This window comes from Rhizobium sp. P32RR-XVIII, assembly GCF_012641395.1.
In the GTDB taxonomy this organism is placed as follows: domain Bacteria; phylum Pseudomonadota; class Alphaproteobacteria; order Rhizobiales; family Rhizobiaceae; genus Rhizobium.
The window spans coordinates 128,182-146,113 of sequence record NZ_JABAIH010000001.1 but is presented as its reverse complement, the minus strand read 5'-3'; the positions used below and the strand labels follow the sequence as shown (position 1 = coordinate 146,113).

At 59.8% G+C, this 17,932-nt stretch carries 20 protein-coding genes; 7 read left to right on the top strand and 13 right to left on the bottom strand.

The window, feature by feature from the left end:
• Positions 1–4: 4 nt before the first annotated feature.
• The 5 genes from HGP14_RS00730 to HGP14_RS00710 all read right to left on the bottom strand — a co-directional run bounded on the left by HGP14_RS00730 (position 5) and on the right by HGP14_RS00710 (position 4,017).
• The gene (locus HGP14_RS00730; protein WP_246704350.1) at positions 5–670 is read right to left on the bottom strand and encodes a CpaD family pilus assembly protein; all 666 of its coding nucleotides are present in this window, start codon (positions 668–670) and stop codon (positions 5–7) included.
• A gap of 80 nt (positions 671–750) precedes the next feature.
• Entirely contained in the window at positions 751–2,256 is a 1,506-nt protein-coding gene (locus HGP14_RS00725) for a type II and III secretion system protein family protein (RefSeq protein WP_168827938.1), read from the bottom strand.
• A 10-nt stretch (positions 2,257–2,266) separates the two neighbouring features.
• Positions 2,267–3,079, bottom strand: coding sequence for a Flp pilus assembly protein CpaB (gene cpaB, locus HGP14_RS00720; protein WP_168827937.1), 813 nt, complete (start codon positions 3,077–3,079; stop codon positions 2,267–2,269).
• A 110-nt stretch (positions 3,080–3,189) separates the two neighbouring features.
• Complete coding sequence (locus HGP14_RS00715) at positions 3,190–3,702, bottom strand: prepilin peptidase (protein WP_168827936.1); 513 nt, start codon at positions 3,700–3,702, stop codon at positions 3,190–3,192.
• Between the two features lie 105 nt (positions 3,703–3,807).
• Positions 3,808–4,017 (bottom strand): Flp family type IVb pilin, encoded by a 210-nt coding sequence (locus HGP14_RS00710; RefSeq protein WP_168827935.1) that lies wholly within the window; start codon positions 4,015–4,017, stop codon positions 3,808–3,810.
• 401 nt (positions 4,018–4,418) lie between these two features.
• Between HGP14_RS00710 and HGP14_RS00705 the strand changes: the two genes are divergently transcribed.
• The 7 genes from HGP14_RS00705 to HGP14_RS00675 all read left to right on the top strand — a co-directional run bounded on the left by HGP14_RS00705 (position 4,419) and on the right by HGP14_RS00675 (position 9,872).
• Positions 4,419–4,838: a pilus assembly protein N-terminal domain-containing protein gene (locus HGP14_RS00705; protein WP_168827934.1), complete on the top strand. Its 420-nt coding sequence runs from the start codon at positions 4,419–4,421 to the stop codon at positions 4,836–4,838.
• Between the two features lie 113 nt (positions 4,839–4,951).
• Positions 4,952–5,569 (top strand): TadE/TadG family type IV pilus assembly protein, encoded by a 618-nt coding sequence (locus HGP14_RS00700; protein WP_168828729.1) that lies wholly within the window; start codon positions 4,952–4,954, stop codon positions 5,567–5,569.
• Entirely contained in the window at positions 5,569–6,153 is a 585-nt protein-coding gene (locus HGP14_RS00695; RefSeq protein ID WP_168827933.1) for a TadE/TadG family type IV pilus assembly protein, read from the top strand. The genes HGP14_RS00700 and HGP14_RS00695 overlap by 1 nt, the downstream gene beginning before the upstream one ends.
• A gap of 98 nt (positions 6,154–6,251) precedes the next feature.
• Entirely contained in the window at positions 6,252–7,472 is a 1,221-nt protein-coding gene (locus tag HGP14_RS00690) for a phosphopentomutase (protein ID WP_168827932.1), read from the top strand.
• The gene (locus tag HGP14_RS00685) at positions 7,469–8,437 is read left to right on the top strand and encodes an adenosine deaminase (protein ID WP_168827931.1); all 969 of its coding nucleotides are present in this window, start codon (positions 7,469–7,471) and stop codon (positions 8,435–8,437) included. The genes HGP14_RS00690 and HGP14_RS00685 overlap by 4 nt, the downstream gene beginning before the upstream one ends.
• Positions 8,438–8,545: 108 nt before the next feature.
• Positions 8,546–9,175: a uracil phosphoribosyltransferase gene (gene upp / locus HGP14_RS00680; protein WP_168827930.1), complete on the top strand. Its 630-nt coding sequence runs from the start codon at positions 8,546–8,548 to the stop codon at positions 9,173–9,175.
• 160 nt (positions 9,176–9,335) lie between these two features.
• Positions 9,336–9,872, top strand: coding sequence for a TIGR02281 family clan AA aspartic protease (locus HGP14_RS00675; protein WP_168827929.1), 537 nt, complete (start codon positions 9,336–9,338; stop codon positions 9,870–9,872).
• Here the strand turns inward: HGP14_RS00675 and deoA are convergent, their stop codons facing one another.
• The 8 genes from deoA to HGP14_RS00635 form a co-directional block, all read right to left on the bottom strand.
• Complete coding sequence (gene deoA, locus HGP14_RS00670; protein WP_168827928.1) at positions 9,873–11,180, bottom strand: thymidine phosphorylase; 1,308 nt, start codon at positions 11,178–11,180, stop codon at positions 9,873–9,875.
• Between the two features lie 2 nt (positions 11,181–11,182).
• The gene (gene deoC / locus HGP14_RS00665; protein ID WP_168827927.1) at positions 11,183–11,959 is read right to left on the bottom strand and encodes a deoxyribose-phosphate aldolase; all 777 of its coding nucleotides are present in this window, start codon (positions 11,957–11,959) and stop codon (positions 11,183–11,185) included.
• Positions 11,959–12,762, bottom strand: coding sequence for a purine-nucleoside phosphorylase (locus HGP14_RS00660; RefSeq protein WP_168827926.1), 804 nt, complete (start codon positions 12,760–12,762; stop codon positions 11,959–11,961). The genes deoC and HGP14_RS00660 overlap by 1 nt, the downstream gene beginning before the upstream one ends.
• Positions 12,759–13,148: a cytidine deaminase gene (locus HGP14_RS00655; RefSeq protein WP_007827313.1), complete on the bottom strand. Its 390-nt coding sequence runs from the start codon at positions 13,146–13,148 to the stop codon at positions 12,759–12,761. The genes HGP14_RS00660 and HGP14_RS00655 overlap by 4 nt, the downstream gene beginning before the upstream one ends.
• A gap of 3 nt (positions 13,149–13,151) precedes the next feature.
• Complete coding sequence (locus HGP14_RS00650) at positions 13,152–14,123, bottom strand: ABC transporter permease (protein ID WP_168827925.1); 972 nt, start codon at positions 14,121–14,123, stop codon at positions 13,152–13,154.
• Between the two features lie 10 nt (positions 14,124–14,133).
• Complete coding sequence (locus HGP14_RS00645) at positions 14,134–15,237, bottom strand: ABC transporter permease (protein ID WP_168827924.1); 1,104 nt, start codon at positions 15,235–15,237, stop codon at positions 14,134–14,136.
• A 7-nt stretch (positions 15,238–15,244) separates the two neighbouring features.
• Positions 15,245–16,756, bottom strand: coding sequence for an ABC transporter ATP-binding protein (locus HGP14_RS00640; RefSeq protein ID WP_168827923.1), 1,512 nt, complete (start codon positions 16,754–16,756; stop codon positions 15,245–15,247).
• A 69-nt stretch (positions 16,757–16,825) separates the two neighbouring features.
• Positions 16,826–17,818: a BMP family protein gene (locus tag HGP14_RS00635; RefSeq protein ID WP_168827922.1), complete on the bottom strand. Its 993-nt coding sequence runs from the start codon at positions 17,816–17,818 to the stop codon at positions 16,826–16,828.
• Positions 17,819–17,932: the final 114 nt, after the last annotated feature.

Here is a 17,932-nt window from a genome sequence, read left to right as displayed (position 1 = left end):
TCCGTCAGAACGAGGAACTTCCGCCGACGTCCTCGATGGTAGTTGAGGTGGTTCGGTACTCTTCGATCGCATTGTTGCGGCGGGCGGCATCGATTGGCGTCATGCCCCGCGGCGCGATGAGGTCTTCAGGATTGGCGATCTGTGCGGCTAGGTTGTTTTGGGTGGCGCAGCCGAAGTTGTAATAATTCTGATTGTCGAAATCGAAGCCGCCGCCGATATCCTTTGGCCATTCGCCGCACTTCGAGGTGATGGCAGTCATACCAACGAAACTGAGCCGGATAGGCGCTGCATCGCCGGGAACAGTTGCTGCATAGCTCGCGTTGACGATCTTCGAACTCGGTACCCCTCTGTGGGAGAGCTCAGCCCGTACCTGGTTTCGCAACTGGCTCGCGGCCGCTGAATTTGCCGAGCCTTGCGGTGTCATGACATAAACCGGGCCGGACGCCCGGGACAGGTAATTGGCCGCAAAACCGCGGATCACGTCGCGCTGGGCGATCGTCAGGCGCCGATCGGTCGATGCGACCGGAATATCAACCGTCTGTTCGGCCTCTGCCACCACGATCGGATGGCGTTGACGGTAGTCGTCGGGAATGCCTCCCGTTGTCAGATTATCGCGTGGCGCCGCGCAACCGGAGAGCATTGCCCCCGCAAATGCGGCAGCACCAAGCATGACCCATCGTAGCGCGGCCTTTTTGCGTTGAGCCATGGGCTGTTCATCATATCGTTGCATTGTTTTCGACCCCGCCCCGTTCACTTGTAGATAAATCCGATGGAACCGTGGAATTGCGCATCGACGATCGGTGCCTCGGGCCGTCCGTAGATCTTGTTCACCCGGTTCATGAAGAAGGCCTGAGCGTCGTTCTCGGGACTGAAATTGTCATCCGGCCGGTTGAGTTCGTTGCGAGCAACAGGGCGAACGAGATAGGGGGTCGCGATGATGACGAGTTCGGTCTCGTCGCGCTCCACCGTCCGCTGGCGGAACAACGTACCGAGAATCGGAATCTTGTTGACGCCCGGTGTGCCGTTCGATGTCTGCGAAACGTTGTCCCTGATCAGGCCGGCGAGCGCGATCGAGCCGCCGGACGGAAGCTCCACGGAGGTCTCGGCCGAGCGGCGCTGGTAGGTCGGCTGCGATCCCGAGACGGACGGCGCAGGCTCCGACACATTGGTCTTGATTTCAAGGCTGATGCGGCCGGAGGATAGCACCACCGGTTTGAAGGCCAGATTGATACCGTAGTTGTAGGGAACGATGGTGACGTTGCCGTCATTGTCGGTGGTCGAATAGAGAACCTGGCCGCCGGAATTGAAGGTGGCGGCCTGGCCGGAAATGGCGGTCAAAGTGGGTTCGGCCAGGGTCTTGACGACCTTCGCCTGCTCAAGAGCGCTGAGATAGGTCGATATGTCGTACTTGCCGATTGCGGTTTTGAACAGCGCGGAAAGTCCTCCGCCGAGGGTCGCAGTGGAGCCATTCGCTATAGGCGAGCCGAGCTGCGCTACGGTCATGCCCGAGGAATTCGATACGAGATTGTCGAAGCCGAGCTGCTTGAGGATTTCGCGGCGGACTTCGGCAATCGTCACCTTCAGCGTGACCTGGTCCTCGCCCTGAATCTGCAGCAGATTGACGACCTGGGATTGCTGGCGGGCTTCGGCAAAGATCGCGACATCGCCCTGCTGCGCGGAGCTGGCGGCCGTCTCCGTTCGCGTGGTTGCTTCACCGCCCGTCAGAAACGCCTGAGCCAGGTCTGCGGCCTGCTTGGCATCCTGCGGGGTGCGAACCGTGCCGGTCAACACGATGTTGTCGGATACGATTTCGACATTGATGTTGGAATCGACAATGAAGCGCCTGAGGTTCGCTTCGAGGCCGGAGACATCGCGCTCGATTTCGATATCGAGGCTCACGACCTCCTGGCCGTCGCTTCCGAAGATGAAGATGTTCGTTTGGCCGACCTTCTTGCCGAAGAGATAGATGCGGCGCGATGTGCGCGTCACCGCGTCGGCCATCGACGGATCGGAGACAAGAATGTCATGCGCGTCCTCTGGCAGATCGGCGACGAGCGCCTTGTTGAGGCCGAGCTTGAGGCGGCGGTGGGCCCCGGGGCCGGTCTGAGAGATACGAATGACGCCTTCCGATTCCGCATGCGCAATTCCCGCGCCGAGGAGTGGCGCGAAGGCGGGTGGTGTCATCCCCGAAATAACCATCGTCAGCGTGATGGCCGCCGAGAGGAGAGGTTTAGCGCGCCGCATTGTATTTACCATAGATTTCCCCTCACTCGGCCTTTGGCGCACTGGTGTCTGTCACGATCGAACCAGACTTGATGACCTGCACCAGAGCGCTCCCATTGTCTCCGCTCAGGAGATAATCGGCGGCGCTCGTGTCCTGCTCCTGTGCATCGGCCACGGAACGCAGAGCCAGCGACAGCTTGTCTGCCATCTGCTGCGCGACGGCCAGGACCTTGGTTTGATCGGGCGTCAGTTCGAGGGTTGCCGTGGTACCCACGACAGCCTTGGAACCATCGTCCTTTTCCTGAATCTGCTGATCGATGGCGAGAACGCGGACATTGCTCAGCACGGTCTCGGTCAGGAACTTGTCGCTTCCCTGCGCTTTGCGGACCATGATGACATCGACTCGATCGTTCGGAAGGATGAAGCCGCCGGCGCCGGTCGCGACCGAGATTTCGGTGGCGACAGCGCGTTTGCCGGCTGGCAAAAGGGCCGAAAGGATGCGGCTGTTGGAATCGGCGAGTTTTTCCGGCCGAATCGGCTCGCCTTCGAAGATCGGCAGGCGTACCACCGCACCCTTCATGTCCTTGATCGCGTCGGGCTTGTCGGCTTCGGTGATAAAGCCCTGAACAACGCCGTCCCGTGGCCAGGGCATCCAATGCACTGCCTTGTCGTCAATGCGGGCGCCTACGGGCAGATTGGCACTCGAGACGAGCACATTGGCCGTGGGTTCTTTTTCGACGACCGACTTCACCTGCGTGACGACGCCACCCCGCCCAGCAAGCTTCATCGCCAGAAAACCGGCGAGGCCAGCGGCAACGACAGCCACTGAAAGTATCATCAAACGGGCGGGTCTCATTCATCAGTCCTCGGGAAGCAGCATGCTCACCCCGAAGAATGCTCCGGAATTGGTGTAATTATAGTTAACGGAACACTTACAGTTTAAGTTAACGGAGGTTTAAACCGTCGTTATTTCAGCGTTTCCAGCGCATGAACCAGCATTGGCGAAGAGGGAAACGCAATGAAACCACCGATCGCGATTGCGATGCCGTAGGGAATCTTCGTGGCAAGCAGTAGCGAGTTGGGCAGCGGCAGACCGATGGCGAGTATTGTGTTCGTCTGGGTGCGCAGGAGAAGAATGAAAAAAGCAAGCAAGCCGCCTAATACGCCGACGGCGGCGACGAACAGCAGAAGCGACTGATTGAAGCCGAACCATACGGCTGCTGCACTCAAAAGCTTAGCATCGCCTCCGCCCATCACGTTGAGCGCGAAAAGCGCGAAGCAGGCCAGAAAGACGATCAGCCCTGCAAGGAGGTTCATGCCGATGGCTGGAAGCGGCATGCCGGAAAAAGGGGCGATCACGACAAACGCGGCGATCAGAATCAGCGAAACGCGATTCGGTATCGTCATCGTGAAAAGATCCGACAGCGCAGCAACGGCGAGGCAAAGTGGAAAAACCACGAAGACGGAGGCTGCGATCATTCCAGTCCGGATCCCAAAAAGCAGAAAAGCTTACCGTGAAAGGTAAGCCGGTAACGGAAGAGGCGCATCTATGCGCCTCTTCCACCAAAAATGAAGGCAACCTTATTACGGCGTCGTCGGCGCAGGCGTGACCCCTGTGTTGGTTGTAGCGCTACTCATCTTCGTCGAAAGGTTCTGGAACGTGTTGTTCAGGCTACCGCCGAGGCTCGATGCACCCGCGATGAGCGCCACAGAAATGAGCGCTGCGATCAGGCCGTATTCAATTGCAGTCGCGCCGGATTCGTCCTTCAGAAAACGGCTAAAAAGCTTGGTCATGGTTACTCCACTCCAGTTGAGGTTCAGCACGTCCGCCAACTGTTACCGTTGATCGGATTGCCACAACCTAACGGGGCGCCGTTTCAATCGGCTTAAGGAAAAGGGTTAGCAATTCGTAAATGCTAAAGTAAAAAAACGAATGGTAAGCACGGCGTTACTCGGTTATATTCAATTTTACCGGATGCGAGAGAGCTTATAAATCGCCGCGCTTCCAAGAAGCGCTAAAACGCTGCACCAATTGTGCCACTTGAAAACATCGCGACCGAGAGGACGTCCTCATCCGATCCATTTTGGATAAAAGCGTAATGCTATCGATCACTTTGAATAATTCTTAAAGCTTCATTCACCATTTTTTTCCATCCTGTTTCAAAATTCTGCCGGATTCTAATCAAGAGAGCGATATGCCATCGGGCGGCAAGACTATTGCATTTTTTTCAACCGCGATGCTCGGGCTTTGCGGGCTTCAGGTTCCATTGCGCGCCGAGGAAGACGTGCTGCGCGTCTACATGGATCACGCGCGTGTACTGAAGCTCGACCGGCCAGCCAGCAAAGTGATCATCGGCAACGCCAAGGTTGCCGACGCGACGGTTGCCGATGCAAAGACGATCGTGCTTACCGGCCGCAGTTTCGGGACAACCAATATCGTCCTGCTTGACGCCGACGGCAACGCGATACTCGACGAGACGGTTCTTGTCTCGATTGACGAAGGCAACACGGTGCGCGTCTACCGCCAGACCGATCGCTCCGTCCTTTCCTGTACGCCGAACTGCGAACAGCACACCCAGCAGAATAATACCGCAGATGCTGCCGCCGGCGGCTGATCCGCGCACGAGCTGGGCCTGTCATCATCCGTTAAATTGTCGCCCCAGCCTGAAACGGAAAATCAACGAACCCGCTCTACGATCGCCACATGAACCTTCTTCCGGATGGCGCGATGGCGGCAAATGATCACCAGGCAGACGGCGCCTGCACGCAGCCGGCCAAGCAGAGCCGATGGAAGTCATTTGCGCGCTCGCGCGACGGGTCGACAGCGATCGAATTCGCGCTGCTCGCAATTCCTTATTTCATGGTGATCTTCGCAATCCTGGAAACTTTTGTGGCGTTCGCTGCAGAGCAACTTGTATCCAATGCCGTCGATACCATGAGCCGCAAGATGCGGACCGGACAAATTACCAATGTCGCCGGACAGCCGACCTACATGGATCAGACGGCCTTCCGGCGGGAGTTTTGCGGCGAGGTCTCTATCCTCATTCAGTGTTCCGAAGCCGAAATCACGACGCCGAACAAGCTCTGGCTCGATGTCCGCACGTTCAGCAAGTTTTCCGATATTCCGGATACGATTCCGATGAATGCGACTGGCCTCGATACATCGGCGCTGCAGTATTCACCGGGCGGCTCCGGCTCGATCAATATGGTGCGCGCCTATTACCACTGGCAGATCATCACCGACCTTATCAGGCCGTATATTACCCCATACAAGACGACGACCGGCGCAAGGCTGAATGACTACCTTATCGTCGCGACCGCAGCCTTCGAGAACGAGAAATACTGATGGCCGCGACCGGAATCCTGATGCGGCTGAAAGCGAAGCTCGTCCACCTCGGGCATGACCGCAGCGGCGTTGGCGCAATCGAATTCGCCATCCTCTTTCCCGTCCTGGTTATGCTCTATATCGGTGCCTTCGAGACCACGCTTGGGCTGAGTGTCAGCAAACGCGCCAGCCGCGCTGCCGGCTCGATTGCGGATCTTGTCACGCAGCAGGAGAATGTCACCAAAAGCTCGTTGACGGACATAGCCTCGGTTGCCGACGGGATCTTCGTTCCTTTCGATACAACCGACATTCAGATCGAATTGACCGGCATCGATATCGACACCGGTGCCAACGCCAAGGTTCTTTGGTCCTGGGCAAACGACGCGGCGACCGCGCCCTATGCCGCAAATTCCCCTGTTAGCGGAATCCCCGCCGAGCTGCAAAAAGCAGATAGCTTTCTCGTGCGGGCCGACCTCAGCATTCCCTACAAGCTGCTCGCGTTTGGACCGAGCTTCCTTCCCAGCAATATGCAGCAGATCACCATCCGCCGAACCTATTATTACCGGCAGCGGCAAGGCAAGGACGTCACCTGCGGCGATTGCTGACCGCGGCATTCCCTTCCCCGAAATTTGCCAAGAATGCGATCGCGCTGTATGCCTCGCCGAGACTGCGGCTCTCCAGCCGCTTAGCGTGATGATTGAAGATGGCGCGTGCATTTCTTTTTGTCCTTGATTCCTTCGGCGTCGGCGGGGGCCCGGATGCCGTTGCCTATGGCGACGACGGCTCAGATACGCTTGGCCATATTGCGGAGTTTTGTGCAGCCGGGGCCGCTGATAGGGCAGGCTTGCGCTCCGGCCCGCTTTCTCTTCCCAACATGTCGGCGCTCGGGCTGATGCAGATCGCGAAGACCGCGACCGGGCGCTTTCCAGACGGCATGCCGATTCCGGAGAAGGTTTACGGCATCCACGGCTGCGCCAATGAAGTCTCCCGCGGCAAGGACACGCCGTCGGGGCATTGGGAAATCGCCGGAACGCCGGTGACATTCGATTGGGGATATTTCCCCACAGAGGGAGACGCCTTTCCCCCACAGTTTATCGAGGCGCTCTGCAGCGCGGCGGAGGTTCCAGGAATTCTCGGCAACTGCCATGCCTCGGGCACGGAAATCATCGCCCGTTTCGGCGAGGAGCACATCCGCACCGGCAAGCCGATCTGCTATACATCGGCAGACTCCGTCTTCCAGGTTGCAGCACATGAGACGCATTTCGGCCTGGACCGCCTGCTGAGTTTCTGCCGCATCGCCCGCGCGCTCCTCGACCATTACAATATCGGCCGGGTCATTGCCCGCCCCTTCGTCGGCGAAAGCTCCTCGACCTTTGAGCGCACCGGCAATCGCCGGGATTTTTCGGTGCCGCCTCCAGAGCCAACGCTGCTTGACCGGCTCGTCAAGGAGGGCCGCAAGGTTCACGCCGTCGGCAAGATCGGTGATATTTTCGCGCATCAAGGCGTCTCAAGGGTAATCAAGGCCAACGGCAACGACGCATTGATGGACGCTTCACTTGCCGCGATGGAAGAGGCACAAGACGGCGACCTCGTTTTCACAAACTTTGTCGACTTTGACATGGTCTATGGCCATCGCCGTGACGTTCCGGGTTATGCCGCGGCGCTGGAAGCCTTCGATGCGCGGCTGCCGGACGTCCACCGCAAGCTCACACCCGGCGATCTTGTCATCCTCACGGCCGATCATGGCTGCGACCCGACCTGGCGCGGCACGGATCATACGCGCGAACGCGTGCCGATCATCGCTTATGGCCCGGGATTGAAGTCACGCAATATCGGCATTCGCAGCACCTATGCTGATATCGGCGAGACCGTCGCCCGGCATCTCGGCATCGCCGCAGGACCGCATGGGAGAAGCTTTCTATGACATTGCATCTGAAGAAGGCCGAGCTGCACTGTCATCTCGAGGGTGCCGCACCCCCGGCGCTGACGGAAGCGCAGGCCCGCAAGTACAATATCGACATCAGCGCCTATCTCCGCGGCGGTGCCTATGTCTGGCATGATTTTGCAAGCTTTCTCGAATGCTACGACAAAGTCTCCGAGGTCTATAAGACCGACGAGGACTACGCGCTGTTGACCGAAACCTATCTGCAGGAGCTTGCCGAGATCGGCACGATTTACAGCGAGCTCATCGTTTCGCCGGACCATGGAAAGCGCATCGGGCTTGGCGCGGACGCCTATATCGCCGGGGTCTGCGAAGGTATTCGCCGGGCGAAGGCGAAGAGCGGCATCGAAGCGCGGCTGATCGTAACAGGTGAACGGCATTTCGGACCTGAGAGCGTGATCGGCGCTGCGGAGTACGCCGCCAAAGCCGGCAACCCGCTGATCACCGGGTTCAATCTGGCTGGCGAGGAGCGCATGGGCCGTGTGGCCGACTACGCCCGTGCCTTTGATATCGCTCGCGACGCCGGGCTCGGTCTGACGATCCACGCCGGCGAGGTCTGCGGCGCCTTCAGCGTTTCCGACGCACTGGACGTCGTGCGTCCGTCGCGAATCGGCCACGGCGTTCGCGCCATCGAAGATGCCGATCTCGTGAAGCGGCTTGCCGACCTCGGGACTGTACTCGAGGTCTGCCCGGGCTCCAACATTGCCCTGAACGTGTTCCCCGATTTCGCTGCGCATCCGCTCCGCAAGCTCAAGGAAACCGGCGTTCGGGTGACGATCAGTTCCGACGATCCGCCGTTTTTCCATACGTCTCTGAAGCGGGAATATGAGCTCGCCTCCGATGCCTTCGGCTTCAACGACAGCGAAATCAACGCGCTGACGCGGACTGCCATCGAAGCGGCCTTCGTCGACGAAGCAACCCGTGTGGCGCTGCTCGCCCGGCTTTGAGCCGCCCGAGACTGGGGATCGTGACGTGAAAATCGCCTCCACTCTTGCGGTTGAGGCGATTTCCATGAAAGAACCGTCTTATAAGAACAATTAAAGAGAGGCTCGGCCATGGAAGGCGTCACCGTCATCAACCACCCGCTTGTGCAGCACAAACTCACGATCATGCGGCGCAAGGAGACATCGACGGGCAGCTTCCGCCGGCTGCTCCGGGAAATCTCGACCCTGCTCTGCTACGAGGTGACGCGTGATCTCGAGCTGACGATGGAAACCATCGAGACGCCGCTTCAGACCATGGAATCGCCGATCCTGGAAGGCAAGAAGCTCGTCTTCGCCTCGATCCTGCGCGCCGGCAACGGGCTGCTCGAAGGCATGCTCGATCTCGTCCCTTCAGCTCGCGTTTCCCATATCGGCGTCTACCGAGATCATGAAACGCTGCAGCCGGTGGAATACTACTTCAAGGCACCGGAAGATGTTGCAGAGCGACTGATCATCGTCGTCGACCCGATGCTGGCGACCGGCAATTCCTCGATTGCGGCAATCGACAAGCTGAAGGAGCGCGGCGCGCACAATATCCGCTTCCTCTGCCTGCTGGCCGCCCCGGAAGGCATCAAGAATTTCCGCGCGGCACATCCCGATGTTCAGGTCTTCACCGCCGCGATCGACAGCCATCTCAACGAGAAAGGCTATATCATGCCGGGTCTCGGGGATGCAGGCGACCGCATGTACGGCACGAAATAGCTTCAGCTTTTCTTTACTAAATCCGACGACTTGCATAGCCCGGACAGAGATCCGGGCCTTTTTACTATGGCCATTAGCAACTTGTCAGCGATTGAGGGCGTAGCAGCTTTGATCGTGGACCGCATGATGCGTGGTTTACGCGAGTAAGGATCTCCGTTTCATGCTCATGCGTACAGTCATTTTCGCGAGCATAGCCGTCGCACTCGCCACGCAGGTGCCGTCCCTTCTTCACGGAATCGGCGAGCAGCCGGCCGCGGATAGTGCTTCCGCCACCCATACTTCGGTCCAGACCGGCGAAGCTCGCTCGCCCGTGCCGGCTTCCGGCAGCGGAAGGATGCTGCTTCAGGCCGATGCCCAGGGGCACTACAGGGGCGACTTCAAGATCAACGGCAAGCCGGTGCAGGGCTTGATCGATACCGGCGCGACCTATGTCGCCCTGAACGAAAGCCTCGCCCGCCATCTCGGCTACGGCGCCGGACAGCTCGATTTCCGCTATGCCGTCAATACGGCAAACGGCCAGACCAAGGCCGCACATGTCACGCTCGATCGCGTCGAGATCGGCGGCATCCATGTGCGGAGCGTGGAGGCTTTCGTGCTGAAGGACGAGGCGCTTTCGATGACGCTGGTCGGCATGAGCTTCCTGAAGAAACTGCAATCCTATTCGGTCGCGGACGGGGCGCTCAGTCTGAAGCAATAGTCAGATACGGCCTGAAATCACCGGGGGCAGATACGGCTCGTTGCCGGAGACGCGGTAGTTTGCGCCGAGTGAGGCGGCCGCCTTTTCCGCAGCCGCTTCGCTTGCGGCATGAACGATGGCAATCGTATCACCCTTCTCGACGCGGCTGCCGAGCGGCAGCAGAGCGGAGAAGCCCACCCGATGGTCAATCTTGTCCGCCGGGTGGCGTCGCCCGCCGCCAAGATCGATAACGGCAATGCCGAGTTCGCGAGCATTGCAGGCTGAAAGCCAGCCGCTCTCTTTCGCCACGACCGGCTTTTCGATCGGCGCTTTCGCCAGATAGTTTGCGGGCTTCTCGACAAAATCCGCCGGGCCACCGAGCATGTGCACCATGCGGCCAAAGACCTCCGCCGCCTTGCCCGACGTCAGTGCCGCGCGGGCTTTCACTTCGCCATCTTCCAGGGACGGACAAATACCGGAGCTCGCCAGCATCTCGGCTGCGAAGCCCAAAACGACGGCTTCGAGCCGCGTTCCGGCCTTGCTCCCCGTCAGGAAGCCGAGGCAGTTCCATATTTCCACGGCATTGCCCGCCGCGTCCGCCAGCGGCTGGTTCATGTCGGTGATCAAGGCGGAGGTCCTGACCCCTGCTCCGTTTGCCACTTCCACCAGGGACTGTGCCAGGAGCTTTGCCTGCTCGTGGTCGGCCATGAAGGCGCCGTTGCCGGTTTTCACGTCGAGCACCAGGGTCTCAAGACCCGCAGCGAGCTTCTTGGATAGAATGGACGCCGTGATCAACGGAATGGAATCGACGGTGGCGGTTACATCGCGCACGGCGTAGAGCTTGCCGTCAGCAGGTGCCAGCGAGCCTGTCTGGCCGATGATTGCACAGCCGGCTTCCTCGACGACCTTGCGGAAAAGCGCCGCATCCGGCGTAATTCCATAACCCGGAATGGAATCCAGCTTGTCGAGCGTGCCGCCGGTATGGCCGAGGCCGCGGCCGGAGATCATCGGCACCGCAAGGCCACAGGCAGCGGCAATCGGCGCCAGCATCAGCGAGACGTTGTCGCCGACGCCGCCGGTCGAATGCTTGTCTGCAATCGGGCGATCGATTCCCGACCATGTGAGCATAGCGCCCGAGCGCGCCATGGCGAGCGTCAGCGCAACGGTTTCCTCGCGCGACATGCCCTTGAACCAGACGGCCATGGCGAAGGCGCCGATCTGGCCCTCGGACAGCCGGCCGGCGGCAAGGGCCTCGATGAAGGACTGGATTTCGTCGGCAGAAAGGACACCGCCATTCCGCTTCTTCCGGATGATCTCCTGCGGGATCATGCTCAGTAGCTCGAAGCCTTGGCGGGAGCCGATTGGGCGCCGCCAAGGACCGCGAGGATATCATCCAGCAGACCCGATGCACCGAAACGGAAGGTCGACGGCATCGGCCAATCCGGCGTCATGATCGTCTGCGCAAGGCTGAGATAAAGGGCGGCGTCCGCGACAGAGCCGATGCCGCCCGCAGGCTTGAAGCCCACCTTGCGGCCGCTCTGGCGGATCGCGCGGATCATGATGTCAGCAGCCTCCAGCGTCGCATTGACGGCAACCTTGCCGGTGGACGTTTTGATAAAATCCGCACCTGCGTCGATTGCAAGTTCGGATGCGCGGCGGATGAGGCTCGGATCCTTGATCTCACCCGTCTCCAGGATGACCTTCAGCAGCACACCCCCGGTGCATTCCGCGCGAACCGCAGTTACCATGTCGGTTACTGCCTTTTCATTGCCGTCCAGGAACTTGCGGTAGGGAATGACGACGTCGATGTCATCGGCGCCGTCTGCGATCGCCTCGCGCGTCTCGGCGGCAACGTCGGCCACTTCCATGTCGCCGGACGGAAAATTGACAACCGTTGCAATGCGAACCGGATGACCTTTGCCGAGAACCGTGCGTGCGTGCGCGACGAAGCGCGGCCAGATGCAGATCGCGGCACTATTGCCGTAGGGCGTTTGTGCACGGGCGCAGAGCGCATCGATCTGCGCTTCGGTGCAATCATCCTTCAGATTGGTAAGGTCAAGAAGCGACAGCGCGACCGCCGCCATCTCCTTCTGGGAGTAAGTGCTCATCAATGCTTCCCTTCACCCGCAATCATTTCCTTCAAAATTGCGGCGAGACTCGCGCCACCAACGGGCGCCATGTCCTTGGTTTCTTCGTGGCTAAGTTCCGAACCGGTCATGCCTGCCCCATAATTGGTGATTACGGAAGCTGCCGCAACCCTCAAACCCAGCATTCGTGCGATGATGACCTCCGGCACGGTCGACATACCGACGGCGTCCGCACCGAGGATCCGCGCCATGCGGATTTCCGCCGGCGTTTCGAAGCTCGGACCGGAAAACCACATATAGACGCCGTGGAAGAGCTTGATACCCAGCTTCTCGGCCGCCTTGCGCATCGACGCGGCAAGCTCGGCGTCATAGGCATTCGTCATGCCGACGAAGCGACCGTCACTTTCCTCGCCGATTAGTGGATTCATGCCGGAATAATTGATGTGGTCGGTGACCTGCATTACTGAGCCCGGCGGCATTTCCTCGCGCAGCGAGCCTGCCGAGTTCGTCAGAAAAAGCGATTGCACACCGAGGCCCTTGAGCACCTCGATCGGCAGCCGCATCGCATTCGCATCGCCTCTTTCGTAGAAATGCACGCGGCCCGACAGCATGATGACGGGCACGCCGTCGAGAAGGCCAGATACGACTTCGCCTGCATGTCCGGAGACCGCGCTGACAGGAAAGCCAGGCAGGTCGCCGTAGGGCGTCCGCACGGCATTCTTCAGTTCGCCCACAAGGGAGCCGAGGCCTGAGCCGAGAATGATGCCGTGACGCGGAACGAGCCCGCCGAGCTTGCCGACGAGCAGATCGACGGCGGCGTTCATCCGAGTTCCGTCTCGAAGCTGAAGGGAAGAAGCTCTTCCATCGTCATCGTTTTCTTTACGCCGGCTTCATCGCAGAGATAGATCTTCGTGTCCTTGGACGCGAATTCGGAGATCTTCTGCCGGCAGCCGCCGCAGGGCGGACAGAGCGGCAACTTCTCGGCAATCACGGCCATTTCGACAATCTTCTTCGCCCCGCCCATGATCATGGCGCCGATGGCCGTCGGCTCGGCGCACCAACCCTGGGGGAAAGAGAGATTTTCGATATTGGCACCGGTGTAGACCTTGCCGTCCTCGGCGCGGATCGCGGCGCCGACCGGGAACTTCGAATAGGGCGCATGGGCAAAGGCCATGGCGCCGCGGGCGGCTTCGAAAAGGTCGTGTGACATATGTCAGCGCTCCTTGGTATAGGGGACCCCGCCGGCCTTCGGCGGCGTTGCGACGCCTATGAAGCCCGCAAGCAGGACGCATGTGAGAATATAGGGCAAGGCCTGGAAGATCTGCACAGGCACTTCCCCGATCAGCGGCACCTCCTTGCCCTGCATGAAGTTCGCCAATGCATCGAGGAAGCCGAAAAGCAGGCAGGCGAACATGACCGGCACCGGCTTCCACTTTGCAAAAACCAGCGCGGCAAGCGCGATATAGCCTTTGCCCGCCGACATATCCTTGATGAAGGCCGCCGATTGCGCAATCGCGAGATAGGTGCCCGCGAAGCCGCAGAGGATGCCGGCGCACATCACGGAACGATAGCGCAGCCAACTGACGGAGATGCCGGCCGTATCGACGGCGCCTGGGTTTTCGCCGACGGCGCGAAGCCGCAAGCCGAAGCGCGTGCGGTAGAGGATCCACCAGGAGAGCGGGACTGCCAGAAATGCGAGGTAGGTCAGAATGTTGTTGCCCGAGATTACGTTCGAATAGAGCGGACCGATGATCGGGACCTCCCGCATCGCATCCGCGCCCGGAAGCGTGATCGGCGCGAAGCGGCTCTCCGGAGAAAGCTGCGGCGTCCGCCCGCCCTGGCCGAACCACGCCTGCCCCAGGACAATCGTAATGCCGGCGATGAAGAAGTTGATAGCCACGCCGGAGATGATCTGGTTGCCGCGATTGGTGATCGACGCAAAACCATGCACCAAGCTCAGTGCAACCGAGCAGAGGATGCCCGCAAGGAGGCCAAGCCAAGCCGAGTCCGTGATGTATGCGACGCAGGCAGCGGCGAAGGCGGCGCCCAGCATCTTGCCCTCGAGGCCGATGTCGAAAATGCCGGACCGTTCCGAGAAGAGCCCAGCAAGCGCGGTGAAGATCAGCGGGATCGACAGGCGAATCGTCGAGGAGAGAACGCTGATGAAAATATCGTAGTAATCCATCGCCGTCCCCTCACACCGTCTTGAACTGCTGATAGATACGAACCATCGCCGGCCTGAACATATATTCGAGGGCGCCTGCGAAGAGAATGACGAGACCCTGGATCACCAGGATCATTTCGCGGGTGATGTTCGGCATCTCGAAGGAGATCCAGTCGCCGCCCTGATAGAGGATGCCGAACAGGATCGCCGAGAAGATAATGCCGACCGGATGATTTCGGCCCATGAGCGAGACGGCGATGCCGACAAAGCCGGCGCCGCCGACGAACTCGACCTGCAGGCGGGCCGAAGACCCCATGACTGGATTAAGCGCCATCATGCCCGCCAGCGCGCCGGAGAGCAGCATGGCGATCATCACCGTGCGGGCATAGGGGATGCCTGCGTAGGAGGCCGCGGTCGGGCTGACGCCGAGCGTGCGCATCTCGAACCCAAGCTTGGTGCGCCAAATAAGCAGCCACACGAAATAGGCCGCGACAAGGGCAATGAGGAAGGAGACGTTGAACGGCGCTGCACCCAGCTTTGCGCCGAAGAGATTCATCAGCCATCCGAGCTTCGGCAGTTGGCCGCCTTCGAGGAAGGTGCGTGTTTCCGGCGCCATCTTACCTGGCACGATGAGCACATGCACCAGGAGGTAAACCATCAGCGCCGCGCCGATATAGTTGAACATGATGGTGGTAATGACAATGTGGCTACCGCGTTTCGCTTGGAGAACGGCCGGAATGAACGCCCAGGCGGCACCAAATAGGCCGGCACCGACAACCGCCACCGGCATTGTCACATACCATGGGACATAGTGGTCGAGCGCGAGCGCCACCAACGCGCAACCGAGGCCACCGAGATAAGCCTGGCCTTCCGAGCCGATGTTGAAAAGGCCGGCGTGAATGGCGACCGCGACCGACAGGCCGGTGAAGATGAAGCTCGTGGCATAATACAGCGTAAAGCCAATGCCTTCGCCGCTGCCGAGCGCGCCTTCGATCAAGAGCGACAAGGCGGCAAGCGGACTTTCGCCGATCAGCCAGACGACGAAGCCCGAAATCAAAAAGGCAACGATCAGGTTCAGAAGCGGGATAAGGCCGTAGGCGATCCAATTTGGAAGAGGAACGGAAGCTGTGCTCATTAAGGCCTCACGCGGCAATGCCGGCCATCATCAGGCCGAGGGTCTGTTCACCGGCATCGGGCGTCTTCTCGCCGACAACATGGCCGGCAAACATGACAAGGATACGGTCTGAAAGGGCGCGGATTTCATCGAGCTCGACGGAAACGAGCAGGATCGCCTTGCCCGCATCGCGCATCTCGATGATACGGCGGTGAATGAATTCGATGGCGCCGATATCGACGCCACGCGTCGGCTGGCCGATGATGAGTGCCGTCGGGTCGCGCTCGATTTCGCGGGCAACGACAATCTTCTGCTGGTTCCCGCCGGAAAAATTGGCTGTCTTCAGACGGGGGTTCGGCGGGCGGATGTCGTATTTCTCGATCTTCTCCATCGCGTCCCTGCGGATCGCCTCGAGATCGAGCAGCGGGCCTTTGCTGTAGGCGGGCTTGCGGTGATAGCCGAGGACGGAATTCTCGTATTCCTCGAACTTCAGCACGAGGCCCATATGGTGGCGGTCCTCTGGGATATGGGCGAGGCCGAGTTCGCGCAACCGCGCCGCATCGGCCTTGTCGATCGGCTGGCCATCGACGAAAATCTCGCCGGAATGCGGTTTGCGGATGCCGGCGATCGCTTCCAGAAGCTCGGACTGACCGTTGCCGGCCACTCCGGCAATACCGACGATCTCACCGCCACGCACATCGAAGGAGACGTTATCGACCATGGTAACGCCGCGATTATCCTTGACGGTGAGGTTGCGCACGGAAAGCACGACGCCGCCTGGCGTCGCCTGGCCCTTTTGAACGCGCAGCAGCACGCGGCGGCCCACCATCAATTCGGCGAGCTCTTCAACCGTGGTTTCCGCGGTCTTGCGGGTTGCTACCATTTCGCCCCGGCGCATGACCGAGACGGTGTCGGTAATGGCCATAATCTCGCGCAGCTTGTGCGTGATCAGAATGATCGTCTTGCCCTGGTCGCGCAGCACTTTGAGGATACGAAACAAATGGTCAGCCTCAGCCGGCGTCAAGACGCCGGTCGGCTCATCCAGGATCAGGATCTCGGCGCCACGATACATGGCTTTCAAGATTTCGACGCGCTGCTGCAAGCCGACCGGGAGCTGCTCTATGAGCGCATCAGGGTTCACTTCCAGGCCATACTCCGTCTCCAGCCGCTTCAACTCAGCGCGCGCCGAGGCAACGCCCTTTGCCAGCAGCGCGCCGCCTTCGGCGCCGAGCATGATGTTTTCCAGTACTGTAAAATTATCGACCAGCATGAAATGCTGGTGAACCATCCCGATACCGGCTGCGATCGCGGCCTGGCTGTCACGGATAGTCACCGGCGTGCCGTTGACACGGATTTCGCCAGCGTCAGCGTGGTAAAAACCATAAATAATCGACATCAACGTCGATTTACCGGCGCCGTTTTCCCCGATGATGCCGTGGATCGTGCCCTTGGCTACGGTGAGATTGATGTCCTTGTTTGCGTGAACGGCACCGAACTTCTTGTCGATGCCCACAAGTTCGATAGCGGGCGTGTCTGTCACTGCAGGCTCCATACGAAAAGGGCGTATGACGGAAAAACCGGCCGCCATACGCCCCATCTCAGTGGCGGATCACTTCGGGCAAGAATTGTCCGTCGTATAATCGTGGACCTTGATGGTCCCTGCGATGATATCAGCCTTCGCCTTGTCGACGGCAGCCTGCATTTCCGCCGTGATCAGCGGCTTGTTGTGCTCGTCGATCGCAGCAGCGACGCCGTCTTCCTTGACGCCGAGAGCCTGCATGCCGCCGCTGAACTTGTCGCTCTTGGCGTCGCTGTAAGCGTTGTAGACAGCCAGATCGACACGCTTGACCATCGAGGTCAGCACGGAGCCCGGATGCAGATAGTTCTGGTTGGAATCGACGCCGATCGAGAGCTTCTTGTTGTCGGCCGCCGTTTGGAGCACGCCGAGACCGGTTGCACCTGCTGCCGCGTAAACGACATCGGCGCCCTGATCGATCTGGTTCTTGGTCAGCTCACCGCCGCGAACGGGGTCGTTCCAGGCTGCACCGGTCGTGCCGGTCATGTTCTGGAAAACTTCGACGTCAGCCTTGACGGAGCGCGCGCCCTGCTCGTAACCGCATTCGAACTTTCGGATGAGGGGAATGTCCATGCCGCCGACGAAGCCGACCTTGCCGGACTTCGAGGCCATGCCGGCGAGAACGCCGACGAGGAAGGAACCTTCTTCTTCCTTGTAAACGACCGAGCGGACATTCGGCTTGTCAACGACGGCATCAACGATGACGAACTTGGTATCCGGGAATTCGGCAGCGACCTTTTCGATCGCCGAGGTCCACGCGAAGGACACAGCTACAACCGGATTGAAGCCGCGGCTTGCGAAGTTGCGGATGGCCTGCTCGCCCTGCGTGTCGCCGGTCGGCTCGAAGTCGCGATAGGCAATGCCGGTTTCCGCCTTGAACTTCTCGGCACCGTTATAGGCAGCTTCATTGAAGGACTTATCGAACTTTCCGCCGGTGCCGTAAACGAGTGCCGGCTTGATGTCGGCGGCAAGCGCCGTCGTGGACATCGCAGCCACAGACAGGAGCGAAAGAAGGGTTTTTTTCATAATGCAGCCCTATTGTTGCTATTTGTTTGGGTCCTCCCGCAAGCCTGTTGCAGGCATGTCTGCGGAACCACCGGCCTCCCCCGAGACCTGGCTGCGCGCATCCTTGCATGTGCT

What these genes read in the sequence shown, in the direction of transcription:
- HGP14_RS00730 (WP_246704350.1), bottom strand. Translation starts at nt 670, where the DNA reads ATGCTTGGTGCTGCCGCATTTGCGGGGGCAATGCTCTCCGGTTGCGCG.
- HGP14_RS00725 (WP_168827938.1), bottom strand. Translation starts at nt 2,256, where the DNA reads ATGGTAAATACAATGCGGCGCGCTAAACCTCTCCTCTCGGCGGCCATC.
- cpaB (WP_168827937.1), bottom strand. Translation starts at nt 3,079, where the DNA reads ATGAGACCCGCCCGTTTGATGATACTTTCAGTGGCTGTCGTTGCCGCT.
- HGP14_RS00715 (WP_168827936.1), bottom strand. Translation starts at nt 3,702, where the DNA reads ATGATCGCAGCCTCCGTCTTCGTGGTTTTTCCACTTTGCCTCGCCGTT.
- HGP14_RS00710 (WP_168827935.1), bottom strand. Translation starts at nt 4,017, where the DNA reads ATGACCAAGCTTTTTAGCCGTTTTCTGAAGGACGAATCCGGCGCGACT.
- HGP14_RS00705 (WP_168827934.1), top strand. Translation starts at nt 4,419, where the DNA reads ATGCCATCGGGCGGCAAGACTATTGCATTTTTTTCAACCGCGATGCTC.
- HGP14_RS00700 (WP_168828729.1), top strand. Translation starts at nt 4,952, where the DNA reads ATGGCGGCAAATGATCACCAGGCAGACGGCGCCTGCACGCAGCCGGCC.
- HGP14_RS00695 (WP_168827933.1), top strand. Translation starts at nt 5,569, where the DNA reads ATGGCCGCGACCGGAATCCTGATGCGGCTGAAAGCGAAGCTCGTCCAC.
- HGP14_RS00690 (WP_168827932.1), top strand. Translation starts at nt 6,252, where the DNA reads ATGGCGCGTGCATTTCTTTTTGTCCTTGATTCCTTCGGCGTCGGCGGG.
- HGP14_RS00685 (WP_168827931.1), top strand. Translation starts at nt 7,469, where the DNA reads ATGACATTGCATCTGAAGAAGGCCGAGCTGCACTGTCATCTCGAGGGT.
- upp (WP_168827930.1), top strand. Translation starts at nt 8,546, where the DNA reads ATGGAAGGCGTCACCGTCATCAACCACCCGCTTGTGCAGCACAAACTC.
- HGP14_RS00675 (WP_168827929.1), top strand. Translation starts at nt 9,336, where the DNA reads ATGCTCATGCGTACAGTCATTTTCGCGAGCATAGCCGTCGCACTCGCC.
- deoA (WP_168827928.1), bottom strand. Translation starts at nt 11,180, where the DNA reads ATGATCCCGCAGGAGATCATCCGGAAGAAGCGGAATGGCGGTGTCCTT.
- deoC (WP_168827927.1), bottom strand. Translation starts at nt 11,959, where the DNA reads ATGAGCACTTACTCCCAGAAGGAGATGGCGGCGGTCGCGCTGTCGCTT.
- HGP14_RS00660 (WP_168827926.1), bottom strand. Translation starts at nt 12,762, where the DNA reads ATGAACGCCGCCGTCGATCTGCTCGTCGGCAAGCTCGGCGGGCTCGTT.
- HGP14_RS00655 (WP_007827313.1), bottom strand. Translation starts at nt 13,148, where the DNA reads ATGTCACACGACCTTTTCGAAGCCGCCCGCGGCGCCATGGCCTTTGCC.
- HGP14_RS00650 (WP_168827925.1), bottom strand. Translation starts at nt 14,123, where the DNA reads ATGGATTACTACGATATTTTCATCAGCGTTCTCTCCTCGACGATTCGC.
- HGP14_RS00645 (WP_168827924.1), bottom strand. Translation starts at nt 15,237, where the DNA reads ATGAGCACAGCTTCCGTTCCTCTTCCAAATTGGATCGCCTACGGCCTT.
- HGP14_RS00635 (WP_168827922.1), bottom strand. Translation starts at nt 17,818, where the DNA reads ATGAAAAAAACCCTTCTTTCGCTCCTGTCTGTGGCTGCGATGTCCACG.